Annotated in this window: 14 protein-coding genes; 3 read left to right on the top strand and 11 right to left on the bottom strand. The window is 67.4% G+C overall.

Going from position 1 to position 18,278, the window contains the following annotated elements:
- Positions 1–22: 22 nt before the first annotated feature.
- Positions 23–754, top strand: a complete 732-nt coding sequence (locus tag AC1DYI_RS03770; RefSeq protein WP_477202733.1) for a dienelactone hydrolase family protein — start codon at positions 23–25, stop codon at positions 752–754.
- On the opposite strand, the gene AC1DYI_RS03765 is transcribed toward AC1DYI_RS03770, so the two are convergent.
- The 4 genes from AC1DYI_RS03765 to AC1DYI_RS03750 are packed head-to-tail and all read right to left on the bottom strand — an operon-like array spanning position 751 to position 8,360.
- On the bottom strand, positions 751–2,469 hold the full coding sequence (locus AC1DYI_RS03765; RefSeq protein WP_477202732.1) for an ArnT family glycosyltransferase: 1,719 nt from the start codon (positions 2,467–2,469) through the stop codon (positions 751–753). The two genes, AC1DYI_RS03770 and AC1DYI_RS03765, sit on opposite strands and share 4 nt — an antisense overlap.
- Positions 2,470–2,508: 39 nt before the next feature.
- On the bottom strand, positions 2,509–3,915 hold the full coding sequence (locus tag AC1DYI_RS03760) for an efflux transporter outer membrane subunit (protein ID WP_477202731.1): 1,407 nt from the start codon (positions 3,913–3,915) through the stop codon (positions 2,509–2,511).
- Positions 3,915–7,094 (bottom strand): efflux RND transporter permease subunit, encoded by a 3,180-nt coding sequence (locus tag AC1DYI_RS03755; RefSeq protein ID WP_477202730.1) that lies wholly within the window; start codon positions 7,092–7,094, stop codon positions 3,915–3,917. Before AC1DYI_RS03755 ends, AC1DYI_RS03760 begins: the two co-directional genes overlap by 1 nt.
- A gap of 18 nt (positions 7,095–7,112) precedes the next feature.
- Positions 7,113–8,360 carry an efflux RND transporter periplasmic adaptor subunit gene (locus AC1DYI_RS03750; RefSeq protein WP_477202729.1) on the bottom strand — a complete coding sequence of 416 codons (1,248 nt, stop codon included), beginning with the start codon at positions 8,358–8,360 and terminating at the stop codon, positions 7,113–7,115.
- Positions 8,361–8,672: 312 nt separating this feature from the next.
- Here AC1DYI_RS03750 and AC1DYI_RS03745 point away from each other — a divergent pair, with 312 nt between their 5' ends.
- Positions 8,673–9,371 carry a TetR family transcriptional regulator gene (locus AC1DYI_RS03745; RefSeq protein WP_477202728.1) on the top strand — a complete coding sequence of 233 codons (699 nt, stop codon included), beginning with the start codon at positions 8,673–8,675 and terminating at the stop codon, positions 9,369–9,371.
- Here the strand turns inward: AC1DYI_RS03745 and AC1DYI_RS03740 are convergent.
- The 5 genes from AC1DYI_RS03740 to AC1DYI_RS03720 all read right to left on the bottom strand — a co-directional run bounded on the left by AC1DYI_RS03740 (position 9,298) and on the right by AC1DYI_RS03720 (position 14,756).
- Positions 9,298–9,483 carry a hypothetical protein gene (locus tag AC1DYI_RS03740; protein ID WP_477202727.1) on the bottom strand — a complete coding sequence of 62 codons (186 nt, stop codon included), beginning with the start codon at positions 9,481–9,483 and terminating at the stop codon, positions 9,298–9,300. The two genes, AC1DYI_RS03745 and AC1DYI_RS03740, sit on opposite strands and share 74 nt — an antisense overlap.
- Before the next feature lie 150 nt (positions 9,484–9,633).
- Entirely contained in the window at positions 9,634–10,569 is a 936-nt protein-coding gene (gene lpxC / locus AC1DYI_RS03735; RefSeq protein ID WP_477202726.1) for a UDP-3-O-acyl-N-acetylglucosamine deacetylase, read from the bottom strand.
- A 56-nt stretch (positions 10,570–10,625) separates the two neighbouring features.
- A complete protein-coding gene (locus AC1DYI_RS03730; RefSeq protein ID WP_477202725.1) occupies positions 10,626–12,632 on the bottom strand; it encodes a sensor histidine kinase in 2,007 nt (668 codons plus the stop codon).
- Positions 12,625–13,272, bottom strand: a complete 648-nt coding sequence (locus tag AC1DYI_RS03725) for a response regulator (protein ID WP_477202724.1) — start codon at positions 13,270–13,272, stop codon at positions 12,625–12,627. Before AC1DYI_RS03725 ends, AC1DYI_RS03730 begins: the two co-directional genes overlap by 8 nt.
- Before the next feature lie 35 nt (positions 13,273–13,307).
- Entirely contained in the window at positions 13,308–14,756 is a 1,449-nt protein-coding gene (locus AC1DYI_RS03720) for a wax ester/triacylglycerol synthase family O-acyltransferase (protein ID WP_477202723.1), read from the bottom strand.
- A gap of 99 nt (positions 14,757–14,855) precedes the next feature.
- On the opposite strand from AC1DYI_RS03720, the gene AC1DYI_RS03715 reads away from it, so the two are divergent.
- Positions 14,856–15,110 carry an acyl-CoA-binding protein gene (locus AC1DYI_RS03715; RefSeq protein ID WP_477202722.1) on the top strand — a complete coding sequence of 85 codons (255 nt, stop codon included), beginning with the start codon at positions 14,856–14,858 and terminating at the stop codon, positions 15,108–15,110.
- Positions 15,111–15,174: 64 nt separating this feature from the next.
- On the opposite strand, the gene AC1DYI_RS03710 is transcribed toward AC1DYI_RS03715, so the two are convergent.
- Complete coding sequence (locus tag AC1DYI_RS03710) at positions 15,175–16,323, bottom strand: carbohydrate-binding protein (protein WP_477202721.1); 1,149 nt, start codon at positions 16,321–16,323, stop codon at positions 15,175–15,177.
- A gap of 239 nt (positions 16,324–16,562) precedes the next feature.
- Complete coding sequence (locus AC1DYI_RS03705; RefSeq protein WP_477202720.1) at positions 16,563–18,125, bottom strand: carbohydrate-binding protein; 1,563 nt, start codon at positions 18,123–18,125, stop codon at positions 16,563–16,565.
- Positions 18,126–18,278: the final 153 nt, after the last annotated feature.

The following is an 18,278-nucleotide window of genomic DNA, read 5'->3' as shown; positions in this document are numbered from 1 at the left end:
GTCCAGAAGACAAGGAAGTGAGATGACAACGTCGCCGGTGATCACCCAATGGATCAATGTGCCCAGCAGCGACGGCAACTTCGGCGCCTACCTCGCGTTGCCGCCGGCCGGGCGTGGCCCGGGCTTGTTGCTGCTGCAGGAAATCTTCGGCGTCAACGCGCACATCCGCGGTGTGGCCGAGCAGTACGCACTGGCCGGGTTCGTCGTGATCGCGCCCGATCTGTTCTGGCGCAAGGGCGAACGCATCGAGCTCGGCTACGAAGGTGACGACCGCCAGCGGGCTAACCAGCTATTGGCGACGATCCAGAACGAAGCGGTCGTGCGCGACATGCAGGCCACGCTGGCCACCTTGCGCGCGCGACCGGAGTGCAGCGGCAAGGCCGGCGCGATCGGCTATTGCATGGGCGGCCGGCTGGCCTACACCACGGCGGCGCTGTGCCGTGTCGACGCCGCAGTCGCCTACTACGGCGGTCGCATCCAGAACCAGCTCGACCTGGCCGAGCAGATCAACTGCCCGATCCAGTTCCACTACGGTGGCAACGACGACCACATCCCGCCCAGCGCGGTCGAAGCGGTGCGTGAAGCCGTCGTCGACAAGGACGCCGAGATCCACGTCTACCCCGGCGCCGAGCACGGCTTCAACTGCTGGGCCCGGGCCAGCTACAACCCGGCCAGCGCCGCCTTGGCGCATGGCCGCAGCCTCGCCTTCTTGGCGCAGCAGCTGTTCCAAGACCCGGCGGATCTAATCCGTTAGCGTGCCGGCGCCTGCGTCTGTGCGCGACCCGGCGCCTGCGCCATCACCGGCTGCGGCGCCAACTCGCCTTGCCACAGCTCCAGGTGCAGCGAACGGCCCGGCGACTGTTGGACCTCAGCCACCGCCAGCCGCTGCGGTGGCCCGTCAAGCGCGGCGCGCAGCGCGGCGTCAGGCGGGCCTTCGCTGACGATCAACAGTGGCATGGGGCGATCGGCCGCCTGCACCGACGCCGTCAACTGGAAGTGGTTGTGCGCCGGCTCGCCCGCATCACGCCATGCTAGCCAATGCGGCGGGCGCTTGCGCCAGGCATAGCTGCCGTTGGCCAGCACCGCGCGGTCGCTGCCCAGCACCACCGGCGTCGCGTCCTCCACCCCGGCTTCGGCCTGCAACTGCTGCCAGAAGCTCTCGGCCGCCGGACGCAGCTGGTTGAAGGCCTCGTCCCAACCGCGCATGCGGGCCCAGACATCCAGCTGCCGCGGCAGCGGCCGGTGCAGCACATGCGCCAGGTCGTTGGCCAAGGTGACGAGCCCGATCAACACCACCTGCAGGACCAGCGCGACATACCAGCCGCGCAAGCGCCGCTGCGGCTGCTCGGCCTGCAACCACAACGCCATCGCCAGCACCGCGCCGATCAGCACCGGCGCAGTCCAGTTCAGTTGGGCGCGGGCATGCAATGACTGCACCGCACCGATCAACAGCAGCGGCCCGCTCAACCAGGCGGCCGTCAGCCAAGCCTCGCGACGCGTGGCACCGCTGCGGCTGCGCACTGTGGGTGGCGCCGACACAGTCGGGGGCACCTTGGCGTCGCGCCAGCGCCAGGCCATGGCCCACGGTGCGACGACCGGGCCCAGCAGCAGCGTCAGGCCACCCAGGTAAAGCCCGAGCGTTGACCACATCGGCGTCGACCGAGCGCCGACCGTGATCTCGGCCGTGTGGCGCAGCGTCGGCCAGTCGTGCGTGGCGTTCCACGCCAGGTTGGGCGCGACGCACAGCAGGGCCACGGCCATGGCGAGCGGCAAGCCACGCGCCACCGGCATCTCACGCGGCGCCGTACGCGGCACGGTCCACAACAAGCCCAGTGCCGAAATGGCGAACGCCGCCATCGTGTACTTGGACATCAGGCCCAGCCCGCCCCACAGGCCGAGCAGCAGCCAGTCGCGTCGGCGCCCGTCGCGCCAGACGCGCCACAGCGCACTCGCGGCCAGGGCCCAGGCCAGCAGCAGCGGCGCATCGGTCGTCGCCGCCATGCCCAGCAAGCCGGCCACTGGCGAGGCGATGAACAGCAGCGCCGCGAGGCGGCCGCCACGCTCGGGCGCGGCGCAGGCCTGCGTAGACACATCGGCCAACACTTCGCTGACCCAGCGGAACAGCACCCAGGCCGTCAGCGGGTAGCACAGCATGGCCAGCGCCTTGACGCCCAGCAAGCCGTCGCCCAGCACCTGGGTCGACAACGCGATCAGCGCGGCGATCATCGGCGGCTTCGAGTAGTAGCCCCAGTCGAGCGCCTTGGACCAGGCCCAGTACTGGGCCTCGTCGACATGCAGGCCAGCGTTGACATGCACCACGACCCAGGCACGGGCAACGGTGATGCCGATCAAGGCCAACACCAAGCCGATCAACAGCGCGTTCTCTTGGCCCCAGGCGTCCAGCCAGGCGGGCGGTTTGTCCTTGGTCCGGCCCGGGCAACGGCCAGCAGTACCGCAGCGTGAACCCATCTCGTCTTTCCCTTTCTTCTTCTCCCAGCGCGCGCCCCGTCAAGACGCTGCACGCTCCTCGCCGCCGAGCGCCTTGTACAGCGCCAGTCGGTTCAGTAGTTCACCCAATCTCGCCAGCACCAGCGCCTGGTCGGCAGCGGCCAGCGAGCGTTCGCTGTCCAGCAGTTCGATCAGGTTCGCGGCGCCCCCTTCGTAGCGCATGCGCGTCAGGCGCAACCGCTCGCGCTCGCCCGTCTGCAGCGCCTGCTGTGCGGTCACCTGGTCGCGCCAGGTCGTCTGCGCGACCAGCGCGTCGGCGGTTTCGCGGAACGCCGACTGGATCGCCTTCTCGTACTGCGCGATGGCGACATCGCGGTTGACTTCGCTGACCTTCACGTTGGCCTGGTTGCGACCGGCATCGAAGATCGAGAAGGCGCCGTTCACGCCCAGGGTCCAGGCGAAAGTGCCGGAATCGAACAAGCCGCGCAGCGTATCGCTGACGACGCCCGCGCTGCCGCTCAGCGTGATCCGCGGGAACATCGCCGCGCGCGCCGCACCGATGTTCGCGTTCGCGGCGATCAACGTCTGCTCGGCCTGGATGACGTCGGGCCGGCGCAGCAGCAGGTCCGACGAAGCGCCCGCCGGCACCGCGGCCAGGGCTTCGCTGTTCAGTGGCGCGTCGGCGGTCGGCAGTGCGTCCGTCGCGACCGGCTGGCCGACCAGCAAGGCCAGCGCGTTCGCATCGAGCGCCGCCTGCCGCGTCAGGGCCGCGACGCTGGCCTGGGCTTGCGCGAGCAGGCCGCGCGTGCCGTGCAATTCGACATCCGACGCCGCACCGACATTGACGCGCAGCTCGGTCAACTTCAGCGTCTGTTCGCGGCCGGCCAGCGTCTGCTTTGCCAGCGCCAGCTGCTCCTGGTCCGCCGCCAGTGTGAACCAGGTGGACACGACCTGCGTGACCAGCGCCAGGCGAGCCGTGCGGCTCGCAGCCTCGGAGGCCAGGTAGCTGGCCGCCGCCGCATCGCTGAGATTTCGGATGCGGTCGAACAGGTCGATCTCGAAGCCGCTCACCTGCAACCCGAGCTGGAAGGTGTTGGCCTGCTCGCCCGTTGCAGCACTCGGTGCACGGCCGGCGCTGAAGGCGGGCGAGACTATCGGCCAGCGGCTGGCATCGGCCAGACGGACCTGGCTGCGCGCACGCTCGACATTGAGCAGTGCGACGCGCAGGTCGCGGTTGTTCGCCAGGGCTTGTTGCACCACCCGGCGCAATCGGTCGTCGCGCAACAACTCATTGACGGCGGGCAGAGCAGCATCCACAGCTTGGGCACCGGCCGGCAGAGCGGACGGCACCGGCAGCGCCGGCCGCTGATAGTCGGGTGCCAGGTTGATGCAGCCAGCCAACAAAGCGGTCGACAACAGCAGCGACCCGGCCTTCGCCGCGCGAGGAACAAAGGTCAAGCGGTTCATCAGCGGCCCTCCAACTTCTTCTTCAGCTCTTCTTCGTCCGCCGCTGACGCCGCAGAGGAGATCGATGTGTTGTGGTGCACCATATGGCCGCCCGGGAACAGCCGGCGGATCACGACGAAGAACACCGGCACCAGCAACACCGCCAGGAAGGTTGCGGTCACCATGCCGCCCATCACGCCGGTGCCGATCGCACGCTGGCTGGCCGAGCCGGCGCCAGACGCGATCGCCAACGGCAGCACGCCGAGGATGAACGCGAACGAGGTCATCAGGATCGGCCGGAAGCGCAGGTGGCAAGCCTCCAGCGTCGCCAGCAACAGGCTCTTGCCTTCGGCTTGCAGGTCTTTTGCGAACTCGATGATCAGGATCGCGTTCTTCGCCGACAGGCCAATGATCGTGATCAAGCCGACCTTGAAGTACACGTCGTTCGGCATGTCGCGCATCCACACGCCGGCCAGCGAGCCGACCACGCCGAGCGGCACGACCAGCAGCACCGCGACCGGGATGCTCCAGCTCTCGTACAACGCCGACAGGCACAGGAACACCGCCAACATCGAGAACGCGAGCAGGATCGTCGCCTGCGCGCCCGAGAGCTTCTCTTCGCGTGATTGGCCGGTCCACTCGAAGCCGAAGCCGGGTGGCAGCTGGGCGGCCATTTTTTCCATCTCGGCCATCGCCACACCGGTGGAGACGCCCTGCGCCACGTCCCCCGCGATCTTCATCGCCGGGTAGCCGTTGTAGCGCACGGTCTGCAGCGGGCCTTCGACCCAGCGTGTCGACGCAAACGCCGACAGCGGCACCTGCTGACCTTTGTTGTTAGGCGCGTAGAGCTTCAGGATGTCTTCCGGCTGCATCCGCGTCGACGCCTCTGCCTGCACGATCACGCGCTGCAAGCGGCCGGCGTTCGGGAAGTCGTTGACATAGGTCGAGCCCAGCGCGGTAGAGAGCACCGAGCCGATCGTGTCGAAGCCAACGCCCAACGCCGCGGCCTTCTCGCGATCGATGTCCAGCTGCAGCTGCGGCGCGTCTTCCAGCCCGTCCGGCCGCACGCCTTGCAGCAGCTTGCTCTGCGAGGCCATGCCCAGCATCTGGTTGCGCGCGGCCAGCAGGGCCGCGTGGCCCATGCCACCGCGGTCCTGCAGGCGGAAGTTGAAGCCTGTCGCGGTGCCCAGTTCGGGGATCGGCGGTGGCGACAGCGGAAAGATGAACGCATCGCGGATGCCCATCAGCGCACCGAAGGCCTTGCCGGCCAGCGTCTGCGCGCTGTGCTCCTTGCCCTTGCGCTCTTCCCACGGCTTCAGCGGTACGAAGGCCAGGCCCGCGTTCTGGCCCGAGCCCGAGAACGAGAAGCCGAGCACGCCGACGACCTTGTCGACCTCGGGCTGCGCGAGGAAGAACTTCTCGACCTGGCCCATCACCGCTTCGGTGCGGGTCTGCGAGGCACCCGGCGGCAACTGCACGTTGACGATCAGGTAACCCTGGTCTTCGTTCGGCAGGAACGAGGTCGGCAGGCGGTTGTACATCAGCACGACGGCCGCGATGATCACGCCGTACAGGCCGAGGAACCAGGCCGCGCGCGGCAGGATGCGCGCCACCACCGACTCGTAGCCCTTGGCGGTGCGCTTGAAGCTGCGGTTGAACCAGCCGAAGAAGCCGCGCTTCTCGTGGTGGTCGGCCGGCACGGGCTTCAGCAACGTGGCGCAAAGCGCCGGCGTCAGCGACAGCGCCATGAAGGCCGACAGCAGCATCGACGACACCATGGCCAGCGAGAACTGGCGGTAGATGTTGCCGACCGAGCCGCTGAAGAAGGCCATCGGCACGAACACCGACACCAGCACCACGGTGATGCCGATGATCGCGCCGGTGATCTGGCCCATCGCCTTGATCGTTGCGTCGCGTGGGCTCAGGCCTTCTTCGGCCATCAGGCGCTCGACGTTCTCGACCACGACGATCGCATCGTCGACCAGGATACCGATCGCCAGCACCATGCCGAACAGCGTCAGCACGTTGATCGAGAAACCCATCGCCAGCATCACCGCGAAGGTGCCTGTCAGTGCGACCGGCACGACGATGGTCGGGATCAGCGTGTAGCGGATGTTCTGCAGGAACACCAGCATCACGACGAACACCAGCGCGATCGCCTCGACCAGCGTCTTGACCACTTCTTCGATCGAGATGCGGACGAACTTCGAGCTGTCGTACGGGATGTCGTAGCTCATGCCTTCGGGCATGTAGGCCTGCAGCTCGGCCATGCGCTTCTTGATCGCGGTGGCCGTGGCCAGCGCGTTGCCGGTGGGTGCCAACTGCACGCCGATACCGTTGGCGGTCACGCCATTCAGGCGCGCCGAGCTCGTGTAGGCCTGGCCGCCGAGCTCGATGCGGGCGACGTCTTTCAGCCGCACCGTCGAGCCGTCGGTGTTGCTGCGCACGATGATGTTGCCGAACTGCTCGATGCTGTTGAGCTGGCCGTTGACGGTGATCGTCGCGTACATCGTCTGGCCGACGGCCGCCGGCAGGCCGCCGATCGTGCCGGCCGAGACCTGCAGGTTCTGCGCGCGGATCGCGGCATTGACATCGCCCGTCGACAGGCCATAGCCGACCAGCTTGGCCGGGTCGACCCAGATCCGCATCGCGCGCTCGGTGCCGAACAGGATGGCCTGGCCGACGCCGGGCACGCGCAGCAGCTCGGGCACGAGGTTGCGGGCCGAGTAGTCGCCCAGCGCCACCGGGTCGTGCGCAGGGTTGGTCGAGCTGACCATCACGAACAGCAGGAAGTTCGCACGAGCCTTGTCGATGCGCACGCCCTGCTGCACCACGGCCGAGGGCAGCCGCGGCGATGCACGCGAGAGCCGGTTCTGCACCTCGATCTGCGCGATCGAGACATCGGTGCCGGGCTCGAAGGTGGCGGTGATGGTGCCGACACCGGTGGCGTCGGCGCTCGACTCCATGTAGATCAGGCTCGGTGCGCCGTTGAGCTCCTGCTCGATGATCGACAGCACCGAGTCCTCCAGCACCTTGGCCGAGGCACCGGGGTAGGCGGTGGTGATGACGATGGCCGGCGGCGCGACGCTGGGGTACTGCGCGACCGGCAGCCGCGTGATCGCCGCCGCACCGATGACGACGATGAACAGCGCGATGACCCAGGCAAAGATGGGCCGATCGATGAAGAAACGGGAATTCATGGGCGGCTTACCTCGGCATCAGCGGCTGGCCGCCGAAGCGGGGGCGGGGGCAGAGGCCGGTGCAGCCGCGGCGCCCGAAGCGGCGCCTTGCGGCGTCCAAGGCACCGGCGCCACCGGCGCCTTCGGCCGGATCTTCTGGAAGCCGTCGACCACCACCTGCTCACCAGCCTTCAGGCCGCCGAGCACCACCCATTGCGCACCCTGCGTACCACCGAGCTGGACCGTGCGCGGCGAGACCTGGTGGTCGGCACCGACGACCATCACCGTGTCGCCACCGGCGCCACGCGTGACGGCCTGCTGCGGCAGCAGCATGGCGCCGCTGCTCTGCGCCTGGTCGACCTTGACCTTCACGTACAGGCCGGGCAGCAGCTCACCCTTGGGGTTAGGCACCTCGGCCCGCAACGTCACCTGGCCGCTGGTCGGGTCGACGGTCAGGTCGGCAAACAGCAGTTTGGCGGGCAGCGCATATTCGCTGCCGTCGTCCATCACCAGATGCGCCTGCGCGGTCTTGGCCGACTGCAGCTTGCCGGACTCGAAGGCACGCTTGAGCCGCAGCGCCTCGGTCGCCGACTGGGTGATGTTGACGTAGAGCTTGTCGGTCTGCTGGATCGTGGCCAGCAGCGTGGCCTCGGCCTGGCTGACCAGCGCGCCCTCGGTGACCAGCGCGCGGCCGATGCGGCCGGCGATCGGCGCCTGCACCGCGGCGTAGTCGACGTTCAGCCGCGCTTGCGTGACCGCGGCCTTGGCGGCAGCGGTGTCGGCCTGTGCCTGCTTGTGCGCCGCCTGCGTGGCGACCCAGTCCTGCTGGCTGATGGCCCGGGCCTCGGCCAGCGGGCGGTTGCGCTCCAGCAGCGCGCTGGCCTGCGCCAGACCGGCTTCGGCCTTGGCCTGGGTGGCCAGGGCGCTGTCCAGCGCGGCGCGGTAAGCCGAGTCATCGATGTGGAACAGGCTCTGGCCTTGCTTGACCACGCTGCCCTCTTCGAACAGGCGCTGCTTGACCACACCAGTGACCCGCGCGCGAACCTGCGCGGTGCGCCAGGCTTCGAGCCGGCCCGGCAATTCGGTCGCTATGGTCACGCCGGCCGGTTGCACGGTGACGACGCCCACCTGCGTCGGCGGCATCTGGCCGCCGCCTGGGCCCCCTTGCCCGCCGGCATTGCCGCAGGCGACCAGGAACGCGGCCACGGTCGCCGACAAGGCCAGCGCCGGCACGGCAGGCAGGCGCCGGAAGGTGGCGGGGTGAGCAACGGGCTTGGCTACGTCCATGTGATTCCTTGGGGCATCAGGCCTCGAAGCAGGCCTTTGGCGACAGTTCTTGGGGCGACGATCGGGGGGCGCCGGGTTCGACAGCGGGCGGGTGCAACGACGTGCGCAGCACCGGCACCCGGATTGCTCGCGCGCGACGGCTGCGGGCAACTACCTGGGAAAGGGCGGCGCAGTATACATACAATCACGAATGTATGTTGATACTCCGGCACCGCATTCCCGCGACAATCTGATCCGACAGCCTGCGCCGACCGCGAAATATGCCTAGGCAATCAATTTCCTCGCTTGCCTAGGGCCTTTCCCTTAACCACCATGGTTCGCCGTACCAAGGCCGATGCACTGGCCACCCGCCACCAGATCCTCGATGCCGCCGAAGCCGAGTTCCTGGCCCGCGGCGTGGCCCACACCCGCCTGCAAGACGTGGCCGCCGCGGCCGGCGTGACACGCGGGGCGATCTACTGGCACTTCCAGGACAAGGCCGAGCTGTTCAACGCGATGATGGAGCGCGCCTTCCTGCCCTGCGAGGGCGCGGCGGAACGCGCGCTGGCAGTGGCCGGCAACGATCCGCTGGCGCAGCTATATGAAATGGCCGTGGCACCGCTTCGCGTCCTGGCCGAGAGCGAGCAGGTGCAGCGCGTCTTTCGCATCGCGATGCACCAGACCGAATACACCGCCGAACTGGCCCCGGTGCAGGAGCGCTACCTAGAAGGCACCGGCGAGTTCCAGCAGCAACTGGCCGATGCGCTGCAGCGCGCCGAAGCGCTCGGATGGCTGCGACCCGGGCTGTCGATCAAGGCCGTCGCTTTGGGGCTGTTTGCACTGGTCGACGGGCTGATGCACCACTGGACGCTGCGGCCCGGCGGCTTCGACCTGGTGGCCTGCGGCGAGGCCGCAGTGCGCACCTATGTCGGCGGGCTGCGCGCCGCGCTGCCTCAGGCTACAGCAGCAGCGTCAGCCGCTCCAGCACCAGCACCGCCAGCGCCCCGATCCCAGCCAACACCGTCCACTTGACGATCACCAGGCCCCGCCGGCGCCAGATGGGGTCACGTGTGGCGATGTAGGTGGCGAGGCACAGAAGACCGGCCAGCAGCAGCAGGCCGAACAACAACCGGAAGATCATCATGCGGTGAGCTTAGCGCGGCGCCGCCTTCGGTCGACGCAGCGCGGGCCCTTCGACAAGCTCAGGGCGAACGGGCAGAGGCGGCAGGGCAGCGCCGGCGGTCCACCGTTCGTGCTGAGCCTGTCGAAGCCCAGGCCACACCCCAAGCGTGGCTCACCACGCGGGAGCGAGCTCCGCAAACCCCGCGGGCGCGCGGTCCTCGTCCTCAAAGGTGACGTATTCGTAGGCACTGGCGTCGGCCAGCAGCTTGCGCAGCAGCTTGTTGTTCAGCGCGTGGCCGCCACGGAACGAGGTGTAGGCCGCCAGCAGTGGCGCCCCGGCGATGTAGAGGTCGCCGATCGCGTCGAGGATCTTGTGCTTGGCGATCTCGTCGTCGTATCGCAGGCCGTCGCTGTTGAGCACGCGGTAGTCGTCGATGACGATCGCGTTGTCCATGCTGCCGCCCAGCGTCAGGCCGCGCGAGCGCATCGCCTCGACGTCCTTCGTGAAGCCGAAGGTGCGGGCACGGGCGATCTCTTGCTTGTAGCGGCCCGAACCCATGTCGAAGGTGACCTCCTGGCCGGTCGCATCGACGGCCGGGTGGTTGAAGTCGATCTGGAAGCTCAGCTTGAAGCCGTGGTACGGCTCGAGCTTGGCCCACAGTAATTTGGCGCCCTCGCCTTCGCGCACCTCGACGGTCTTCTTGACCTTGAGGAAACGCTTGGGCGCGTTCTGCAGCTCGATGCCGGCGCTTTGCAGCAGGAACACGAAGCTGGCCGACGAGCCGTCGAGGATCGGCACCTCGTCGGCGGTGATGTCGACGTACAGGTTGTCCAGCCCCAGGCCGGCACAGGCCGACATCAGGTGCTCGATCGTCTGCACCTTGGGCCCGCCGGGCTCGCCGCCGGGCGAGATGGTCGAGGCCATGCGGGTTTCGCTGACCGAGTCGAAGCGCACCGGGATGTCGACCGGCGTCGGCAGGTCGACGCGGCGAAAGACGATGCCGGTGTTCGGCGCCGCCGGGCGCAGCGTCATCTCGACCTTCTGGCCGCTGTGCAGCCCCACGCCAACGGCGCGGGTCAGGGATTTGAGGGTGCGTTGCTTCAGCATGGGCAGGCAAGTGTCCCGTCTCATGCAGGTTCTGGAGCGGGGCCCTCGATTGTCCGTCAGGGCCGGGTTCCCCGCTGTAAAGGAAGGTCAAGCGTCACCCGCGTGCCACGCCCGGCGACGCTGTCGATGCTCAGGCGCCCGCCCAGGCGGGCCGCGCGCTGCACCAGGTGGCGCAGGCCCCGGCCCTGCTCGACCAGCGCGATGTCGAAGCCGCAGCCATCGTCTTCGACCAGCACCTGCACCTGGTCCTCGCCGGCCAGGCGCGTGGCGACGCGCACCGTGCGCGCGGCAGCGTGCTTCAGGACATTGGTCAGCACCTCTTGCACGATGCGCAGCACCTGCAGCGCATCCGGCGGATTCAGCCAATGCAGTGGCGGCAGGTCGACGACCTCCCACTTCATGTGCAAGCCGGCCCCTTCCAGACGCCGGCCGAGCCGGTGCCGCAGCGAGGCCAGCAGCGTGACCAAGTCGTGCTCGATCGGCTCCAGCGAATCGATCACCAGCCGCAGGTCGTCGACGCATTCGCGCAGCAGCGCGGCGACCGCGCTCTGCTCCAGGTTGCCCTGCTCGGCCAGCACCAGCGTCGACATCAGCGTCGAGCCCAGGCCGTCGTGCATGTCGCGCATCAGCCGCTGGCGTTCGATCAGCAGCGCCTGCTCGCGCTCGATCAGGCGCAGCCGCTCGTGGTTGGCACGTAGCTCGGCGTCGCGCACTTCGAGCCGAGCCTCCAGCCCGGCGTTGACCCGTTCGGCCTGGTCGATCGCGGCGGCGTAACGCGTCTGCACCGCAAACAGGAACGACAGCAGCACCAGGATGGTGGCGAACGGCAGCAGGTAGACCGACTCGATCGACACCTGACCGGCGATCAGCAGCAGGTCGTGGGCGCCCAGCACCTCGGACAACCACAGCGTGACAACGATGACGCGAAACTCGATCCGCCCGCCACGCCAGGCGACGATCGTCAGCCAGGTGGTCACCATGAACGCGACGATCGCGTTGACCAGGTGCTGCTGCACCAGCGACGACAACGGCGACCATTCGAAAGGCATCGTCAGCAGCGACATCGCGACGACGAACACCACCAGCGCCCGCTCGACCCGCGGGTAGCGGCGCGAATCGAAGCGGAAGGCGAACAGGTAGATCAGGATCATGACCCACGACAAGGAGGCATTGGTGGCCCACCAGAACCAGGTGTAGGCGACCTTGTCGGCCGGCATGTCGATGAAGTAGTGCAGGCTGCGCAGCGTCCACACCACCGAGCTGAAGAAGAACAGCAGGTAGGCTTGGCCGCGCCGGCGGCGCAGCCAGTACACCAGCGCGAACAAGCCCAGCGCCAGGAAGGTCAGTGAACCGACTTCGGGCGCCGTCAGCTGCAGCGCGCGGCGCCAGCTGTCGCGTGCGGCCAGCGTCTCGCGTGGGCCGACATCGATGCGCGACATGCGGTGCTGGCCGGTGTCGTAACGCACCAGCCCGATCGCCAGGTGCAAGGTGCTGCCGGCCGTTGGGGCAGCGCCGAGGTCGACGAAGACTGGCCGGTTCCACTGCTCGCGCCAGCGGTCCGAGCCGTCCCAAGCCAGCCGCCAATGGTCTTGCTCGTACTGGATGACTTGCACCGCGCCGCCGGTGATGCGCGGCACGTACAGCGCCAGCGCCCCTTCGACACCCGGCGGCACGACATAGTCGACCCGGTACCACCAGACGCGCAGTGGGCGCGGCTGGGCCTGCGCCGGCAGGTCGGGCCGGCGCGCCTCGTGCAGCGGCAGTGTCACGCTGCGCCAGGCGGCCGCATCGCTCGGATCAGGCGCCTCGATCTGCGGCCGTGGGCGCCCGTCGACGCGCATCTGGTTGGCCGCAAAGGGGCGCGAGTGCAGCAAGGCCTGGTGGAAGTGGCGATCGGCGGCGTCGTTCACCGGCAGGCTGGAGCGCGCCAGCAACCCCAGGCCGGCGGCAAGAACGGCCAGCAACGCGAGCGTCCACGACACCCACATGCGCCAGCTGCGGCTGTGCTCTGCGCGCCCGCCGGCCGCCGGGTCCGGCGGGCCGTCGAAGCCCAGTTCAGTCACGCACCAGCCCGAGCTTGCGGGCCTCGTAGATGGCCTCGGTCTTCGAGTGCACCTGCAGCTTGCGGTAGCTGCGCTTGACGTAGGTCATCACCGTGTGGCGCGACACGCCCAGCATGCGGGCGATCTCTTCGAAGCTGAAGCCCTTGGCCGAATAGGTCAGCACCTGGCGCTCCTGTGGCGACAGCAACGCGTCGCCGTCGAGGGCCGGCGCCGGGTCGGGGGCCAGGCGCTGCAGCAGCCGGCGGGCGATGACCGGGCTGATCGGGCTGCCGCCGGCATGCAGCGTGCGGATCTGCTCGGCCAAGTCGGCCGGGTGGGCGTCTTTCAGCAGGTAGCCGGTGGCGCCGGCCTCGAGCGAGGCCATCACGTGCGGCTCGTCGCCGAACACCGTGACCACCATCACATCGGTCTGCGGCAGGTGGTTGTGCGCATAACGGATCAGCTCAATACCGCTGCCGCTGGGCAGGCCCAGGTCGACCAGCAAGACATTGGGCTTCAACTCACGCAGCAGCAGCAAGCCTTGCGGCAGGTCGGACGCGGTGCCGACGAGGTGCAGGTCCGGCGCGCCGCTGACAACCGACGCAAACGCGGCGCGAAAGCGCTCGTCGTCTTCCACGATCAGCACGGAGACGGGGTCCATCGTGATGCCCGTGAGGGGTGGTGAATGGAGCGAGCTTACTCGCCCCAGGGCAGCATCAGTGACAAATACAGCAGCTTGTCGAACTCGGGTTGGAAGCGGGCAATGATGTCGTCCGGGTCCGGGCACAACGCATCGTCGGTGATCAGGCCGAACTGCACCCCACCGGCGTAGCTCAAGATGCTGACGCCCACGCCGATGTCGCCGCTGGCCGGCACCCAGAACATCGTCTGCTTGATCGTGCGGCCGCAGAACTTCAGCGGCTCGCGCGGCCCGGGCACGTTGGTCATCACCGCGGTGGCCTTCTTGGCGAACAGGTTCAGCAGCGCCGACTGCATCGGCTTGATCAGCAGACCGGCCACCGCCAGCAGCGCAAACGCCATCACCGGCTGGTAGCCGCCCTTCAGCTCGTTCATGCGGGCCCGCACGGCGCCCAGGCGATCGACCGGGTTGTCGACCCCCACCGGCAGCACCAGCGGCACCAGGCCGAAGCGGTTGCCCAGCTTCCAGGCCTGGTCGAGCGGGCGCAGGTTGACCGGTACCATCGCGCGGATCTCCTTGCCGGTCGGGTCTTCGCCGTGGGCGCGCAAGTGCTCGCCGATCGCGCCGGCCACGCAGGTCAGCAGGATGTCGTTGATCGAGGCACCGAAGGCCTGGCCGACGGCCTTGACCTCTTCCAGCGGCAGGGGCTCGCCCCAAGCCACTTTCTTGCCCGGCGTCGCCTTGCCTTTGAGGCGGGTCGGCGAGTCGTCGGGCATCAGCGCCATCGCCGCGGCATCGCTGATCAGCTGGTAGCCAGCACGGGCCACGTCCATGCCGCCAGCCAGCGGCTGCACCGGGTTGGCCATCAGCTCGACCGACTTGGCGACGCCATCGCCATACATGCCGATGGCCTTGATCGTCAGCTCGGTGACGGGTTTGAGCAGCACGTCGGCGAACCAGTCGAACTCGGCGTCCGCGTCGTCGCCTTCGGTGTCGCGCTTCTTGCGCTCGGGCGGTGGCTTGCCGCCGTCGGTGATCGACAGCATCACCGAGATCAGCGAGATGCCATCACCGATGCAATGGTGAATGCGGGTGATGATCGCGCTGCGGCCGGTCTCCAGGTCTTCGACCAGGCGCAGCTCCCACAGCGGGCGAGACGGGTCCAGCGGCGTTGCGGCCAGCACGCCGACGCGGGCCTTCAGGGCCTCGACCGGGGACTGGCCGGGAGCGACGGGCAGGTCTTCGGCCACCACGTGGTCGGTGATGTCGAAGCTGCCGTCGTCGACCCAGCTCGCTCCCATCGTGTCTTCGACCACCTTCCGGCGGAAGCGGTTGTACTTCAGCAGGCTGCCCTCGACGCGCTCGCGCAGGTCGGCCAGGCTCAGCGTCGGCTCAACCAGCCAGACGCCGACGATCATCATCAGGTTGGCCTCGGTGTCCATGCGCAGCCAGGCGGTGTCGACACGCGACATGCGCTCGGTGGTGACGGCGGGGCTGGCGGACATGGATGGCTCCCTCTACGGATTCGGCTTGTCGTATCGACGATGCTGGGTAACATCCCAGCCCGTCAATTCTGCTTTACCTTTACCCCAGGAGGCACCGCCATGGCAGACCTGAAGGCCCAGTTCGAGACCGCTGTCGCCGAGAGCAAACAGTTGCCCGAAAAGCCGGACAACATGACCCTGCTGAAGATCTATTCACTGTACAAGCAGGCCACCACCGGCGACGTGGAGGGCAAGCGCCCCGGCTTCACCAACATGGTCGGCCGCGCCAAGTGGGACGCCTGGAACGAGTTGAAGGGCAAGACCAGCGACGAGGCGATGCAGGAGTACATCGACCTGATCGAAAGTCTGAAATAGCAAAAAAGCCGGATCTCGAGTCCGGCTTTTTCTTTCGGGGCGGCTGCGCCGCCCTGAGCCAAGCTCAAAGCTTGGTGAGCTTGAGCCAGTTGATGTTCCAGCCACCCGCCAATGCCTTGATCGCGATCTGCTGTTGGCCGGCCTGCAGGTTCACGTTGTGCGAGATCGTCGTCCAGTTCTGCCAGCCGCTGGTCTTGGGCACGCCGAGTGAGCCGTAGACCTGCGTGCCTCCTGCGCGTTCGAGCTGCAGCGTGCCGCCGCCATTCAGGCTGGCCACGCGGTATTCGACCTTGTAGGCGCCCGAGCTCGGCAGGTTGACGTCCCAGACGATCCAGTCATTCGCATCGATCCAGCCGACGTCCTGCCCGCCTTCGGAACAGGCCTCGGTCGCCACGCCCATCATGTTGGCCCAGCTTTCGGCCTGGATCGTGGTCGAGAAGCCGCCCTGGGTCTTCTGGTAGACACGCACGTAGTCGACGTACATCTTGGCGGGCAGCTTCGATTCGTCGATGTTGAAGCCGGGCCAGTTGCCGCCCACCGCCAGGTTCAGCAGGAAGAAGAAGTCGCGGTGGAACTCATCCGTGCCGCCGGCGTTGTTGGTGATGTCGATGACGTGGTACTGGCGCCCATCGATGAACCAGCGGATGAAGTTGGCGTCCCACTCGATCGCGTAGACGTGATATCCGGTCACGCCGCCGGCGTTGGTGTGGCCGCCGTAAGAGGCATAGCTGCCGTTGTCGGCTTGCCAGTGCACCGTGCCATAGATGTCGGCCTCGGTGTTGACGTGCTCCATGATGTCGATCTCACCGGAAGCCGGCCAGCCGACCTGGGTGATGTTGCTGCCGAGCATCCAGAAAGCCGGCCAGGTGCCCAAGGACGAAGGCATGGCGATACGCGCTTCCATGCGGCCGTACTTCCAGCTCTTGCGCCCTTGCGTCTTCATGCGCGCCGAGGTGTAGCGAAAGCCGCCGTAGTCCTGCCGCTTGGCGGTGATCACCAGCGCGTTGTTCTCGATCGTCGCGTTCTCGCGCCGGTAGTACTCGAGTTCGTTGTTGCCCCAACCGCCCGAGCCGTTGCCGGTCTCGAACACCCAGTCCGGGCCGATCGAACCGTTGAACTCGTCCTGCCACACCAGTTGCCAGCTCTGGGCGAATGCCAGCTGCGCGCTGAACAGGGTGAACAGGAACAGGAATAAACCTCTGACTCTCCTCATCACTGTCTCCACGTGTTGTCTGATCGAAAAGCCCTGCATCGGGGCAGCTCGACCGAGATGACCGCAACGTGTCCCTCATGTTTTTCAATCCCGGCCGCGGATTGATCGTAGCTTTGGGCGGCCGTTTCTGAAAGCGATTTCAACCTAGGCAAAGCACGTAAGGGTGTGCCATGAAAAAGGGCGCCGAAGCGCCCGTTTTCGCGTTGTCGGCCAGCCCTTCGCCGGCCCGAATCCTCAGCTCACTGGCTGATCTTCAGCCAGTTCAGGTTCCACCCGCCGGCCAATGCCTTGACGGCGATCTGCTGTTGGCCCGCCGGCAGCGTGACGTTGTGGCTGACGGTGGTCCAGGTCTGCCAGCCGCCGCTGCCGGGCACATCGAGCGTGCCGTAGACCGGCGAGCCGCCGGCCTTTTCGAGCTGCAACTTGCCACCGCCGGCCTGGCTCGCCACGCGGTACTCGACCTTGTAGGTGCCGGCGCTGGGCAGGGTCACGTTCCAGACGATCCAGTCGTTGGCGTCGATCCAGCCGACGTCCTGGCCACCTTCCGAGCACGTTTCGGTCTGGATGCCGGACATGTCCGCGTAAGACTCGGCTTCGATGGTGGTCGAGAACGCGCCTTGCAGTGGCGCGCCGGCCTTGAAAGTCGCGGCCTTCTTCGCGGTGTTGGTGCCGGCCTTCTTCACGTACAGCAGCGAGTCTTTCTGGCGGATGTAGCTGCCGGGCAGGTTGTACGCTTCGAACGAATTGGCCGCTGCGTTGGACAACCCGGCGCGCTTGTAGAAGGTGGCCGTCTCCTTGAAGGCCTGCGTGCCGTCACTCGCGTCGAGCCACAGCTCGCCATTGCGCTGGTGCAGGTAGCGGTCAGGGAAGTTCTGCGACTGGAACGACACGCCTGCGCCCGCCAGGCCGGTGACCAGCTTCCAGTTGCCGTCCTGGTAGGGCGTCACGCTGGTGGCCTTGTCGATCCGGCCGCGGCTGTTCTGGTGGCGGATAACCTTGGCCGTGCCGTCCAGCGCCCACGAGTTGTAGGTGCCGGTGTCGTCGCCCTTTTGGTAGACGCGCACATAGTCGACCAGCATCCTGGCCGGCAGCTTGGATTCGTCGATGTTGAAGCCGGGCCAGTTGCCGCCAACGGCCATGTTCAGCAGGATGAAGAAGTCCTTGTGGAACTCTTCGGTGCTGCCGGTGCCGTTGGTGATGTCCATCACGTGGTACTGCACACCGTCGACGAACCACTTGATCGCGTTGGCATCCCACTCGACCGAGTAGACGTGGTAGTTCTGCGGCGTGGTGTTGGTGCTGCCACCGTAGGACGCATGGCTGCCGTCGGCGGCGGCCCAGTGCGGGGTGCCGTAGATGGTCGACTCGGAGTTGATGTGCTCCATGATGTCGATCTCGCCCGAGGCGGGCCAGCCGACATCACCGATGTTGCTGCCCAGCATCCAGAACGCCGGCCACAGGCCCGAGCCGAGCGGCACCGAGATGCGCGCTTCGATGCGGCCGTATTTCCAGCTCTTCCGCCCTTGAGTTTTCATCCGCGTCGAGGTGTAGCGCGAGCCGCCGAAATCCTCGCGCTTGGCGGTGATGACCAGCGCGCCGTTCTCGACAGTCGCGTTCTCGCGCCGGTAGTACTCGAGCTCGTTGTTGCCCCAGCCGCCATTGCCGGTCTCGAACACCCAATCCGGCCCGATGCTGCCTTCGAACTCGTCCTGCCAGACCAGATTCCAGCCCTGCGCGAAGCCGAGCGTGGAGGTGCACAGGAAGGCGAAGAACAGGAACAGGCTGCGTACGACTCTCCTCACGATGGATCTCCTGGTCTTGTGAATGGAACTGGTTCCAGCGCAGCCTAACGCCTTTGCGGAAAACAGGTGTTGCCGAACGTACGCGCCGCACGATGCATCCGGCCGATGCCGCCCATGCAGCAGCGGGCGCTCGATGGCGCCCGCTGCTTGAGG

This window comes from Ideonella sp. P3_A4, assembly GCF_056403075.1.
The sequence above is the reverse complement of the archived record's forward strand: the minus strand, read 5'-3'. Positions and strand labels throughout refer to the sequence as shown.

Coding starts and splice junctions, on each gene's coding strand:
- AC1DYI_RS03720 (WP_477202723.1), bottom strand. CDS start 14,756: ATGTCCGCCAGCCCCGCCGTCACCACCGAGCGCATGTCGCGTGTCGAC.
- AC1DYI_RS03765 (WP_477202732.1), bottom strand. CDS start 2,469: ATGGGTTCACGCTGCGGTACTGCTGGCCGTTGCCCGGGCCGGACCAAG.
- AC1DYI_RS03715 (WP_477202722.1), top strand. CDS start 14,856: ATGGCAGACCTGAAGGCCCAGTTCGAGACCGCTGTCGCCGAGAGCAAA.
- AC1DYI_RS03750 (WP_477202729.1), bottom strand. CDS start 8,360: ATGGACGTAGCCAAGCCCGTTGCTCACCCCGCCACCTTCCGGCGCCTG.
- AC1DYI_RS03740 (WP_477202727.1), bottom strand. CDS start 9,483: ATGATGATCTTCCGGTTGTTGTTCGGCCTGCTGCTGCTGGCCGGTCTT.
- AC1DYI_RS03745 (WP_477202728.1), top strand. CDS start 8,673: ATGGTTCGCCGTACCAAGGCCGATGCACTGGCCACCCGCCACCAGATC.
- lpxC (WP_477202726.1), bottom strand. CDS start 10,569: ATGCTGAAGCAACGCACCCTCAAATCCCTGACCCGCGCCGTTGGCGTG.
- AC1DYI_RS03770 (WP_477202733.1), top strand. CDS start 23: ATGACAACGTCGCCGGTGATCACCCAATGGATCAATGTGCCCAGCAGC.
- AC1DYI_RS03710 (WP_477202721.1), bottom strand. CDS start 16,323: ATGAGGAGAGTCAGAGGTTTATTCCTGTTCCTGTTCACCCTGTTCAGC.
- AC1DYI_RS03760 (WP_477202731.1), bottom strand. CDS start 3,915: ATGAACCGCTTGACCTTTGTTCCTCGCGCGGCGAAGGCCGGGTCGCTG.
- AC1DYI_RS03755 (WP_477202730.1), bottom strand. CDS start 7,094: ATGAATTCCCGTTTCTTCATCGATCGGCCCATCTTTGCCTGGGTCATC.
- AC1DYI_RS03725 (WP_477202724.1), bottom strand. CDS start 13,272: ATGGACCCCGTCTCCGTGCTGATCGTGGAAGACGACGAGCGCTTTCGC.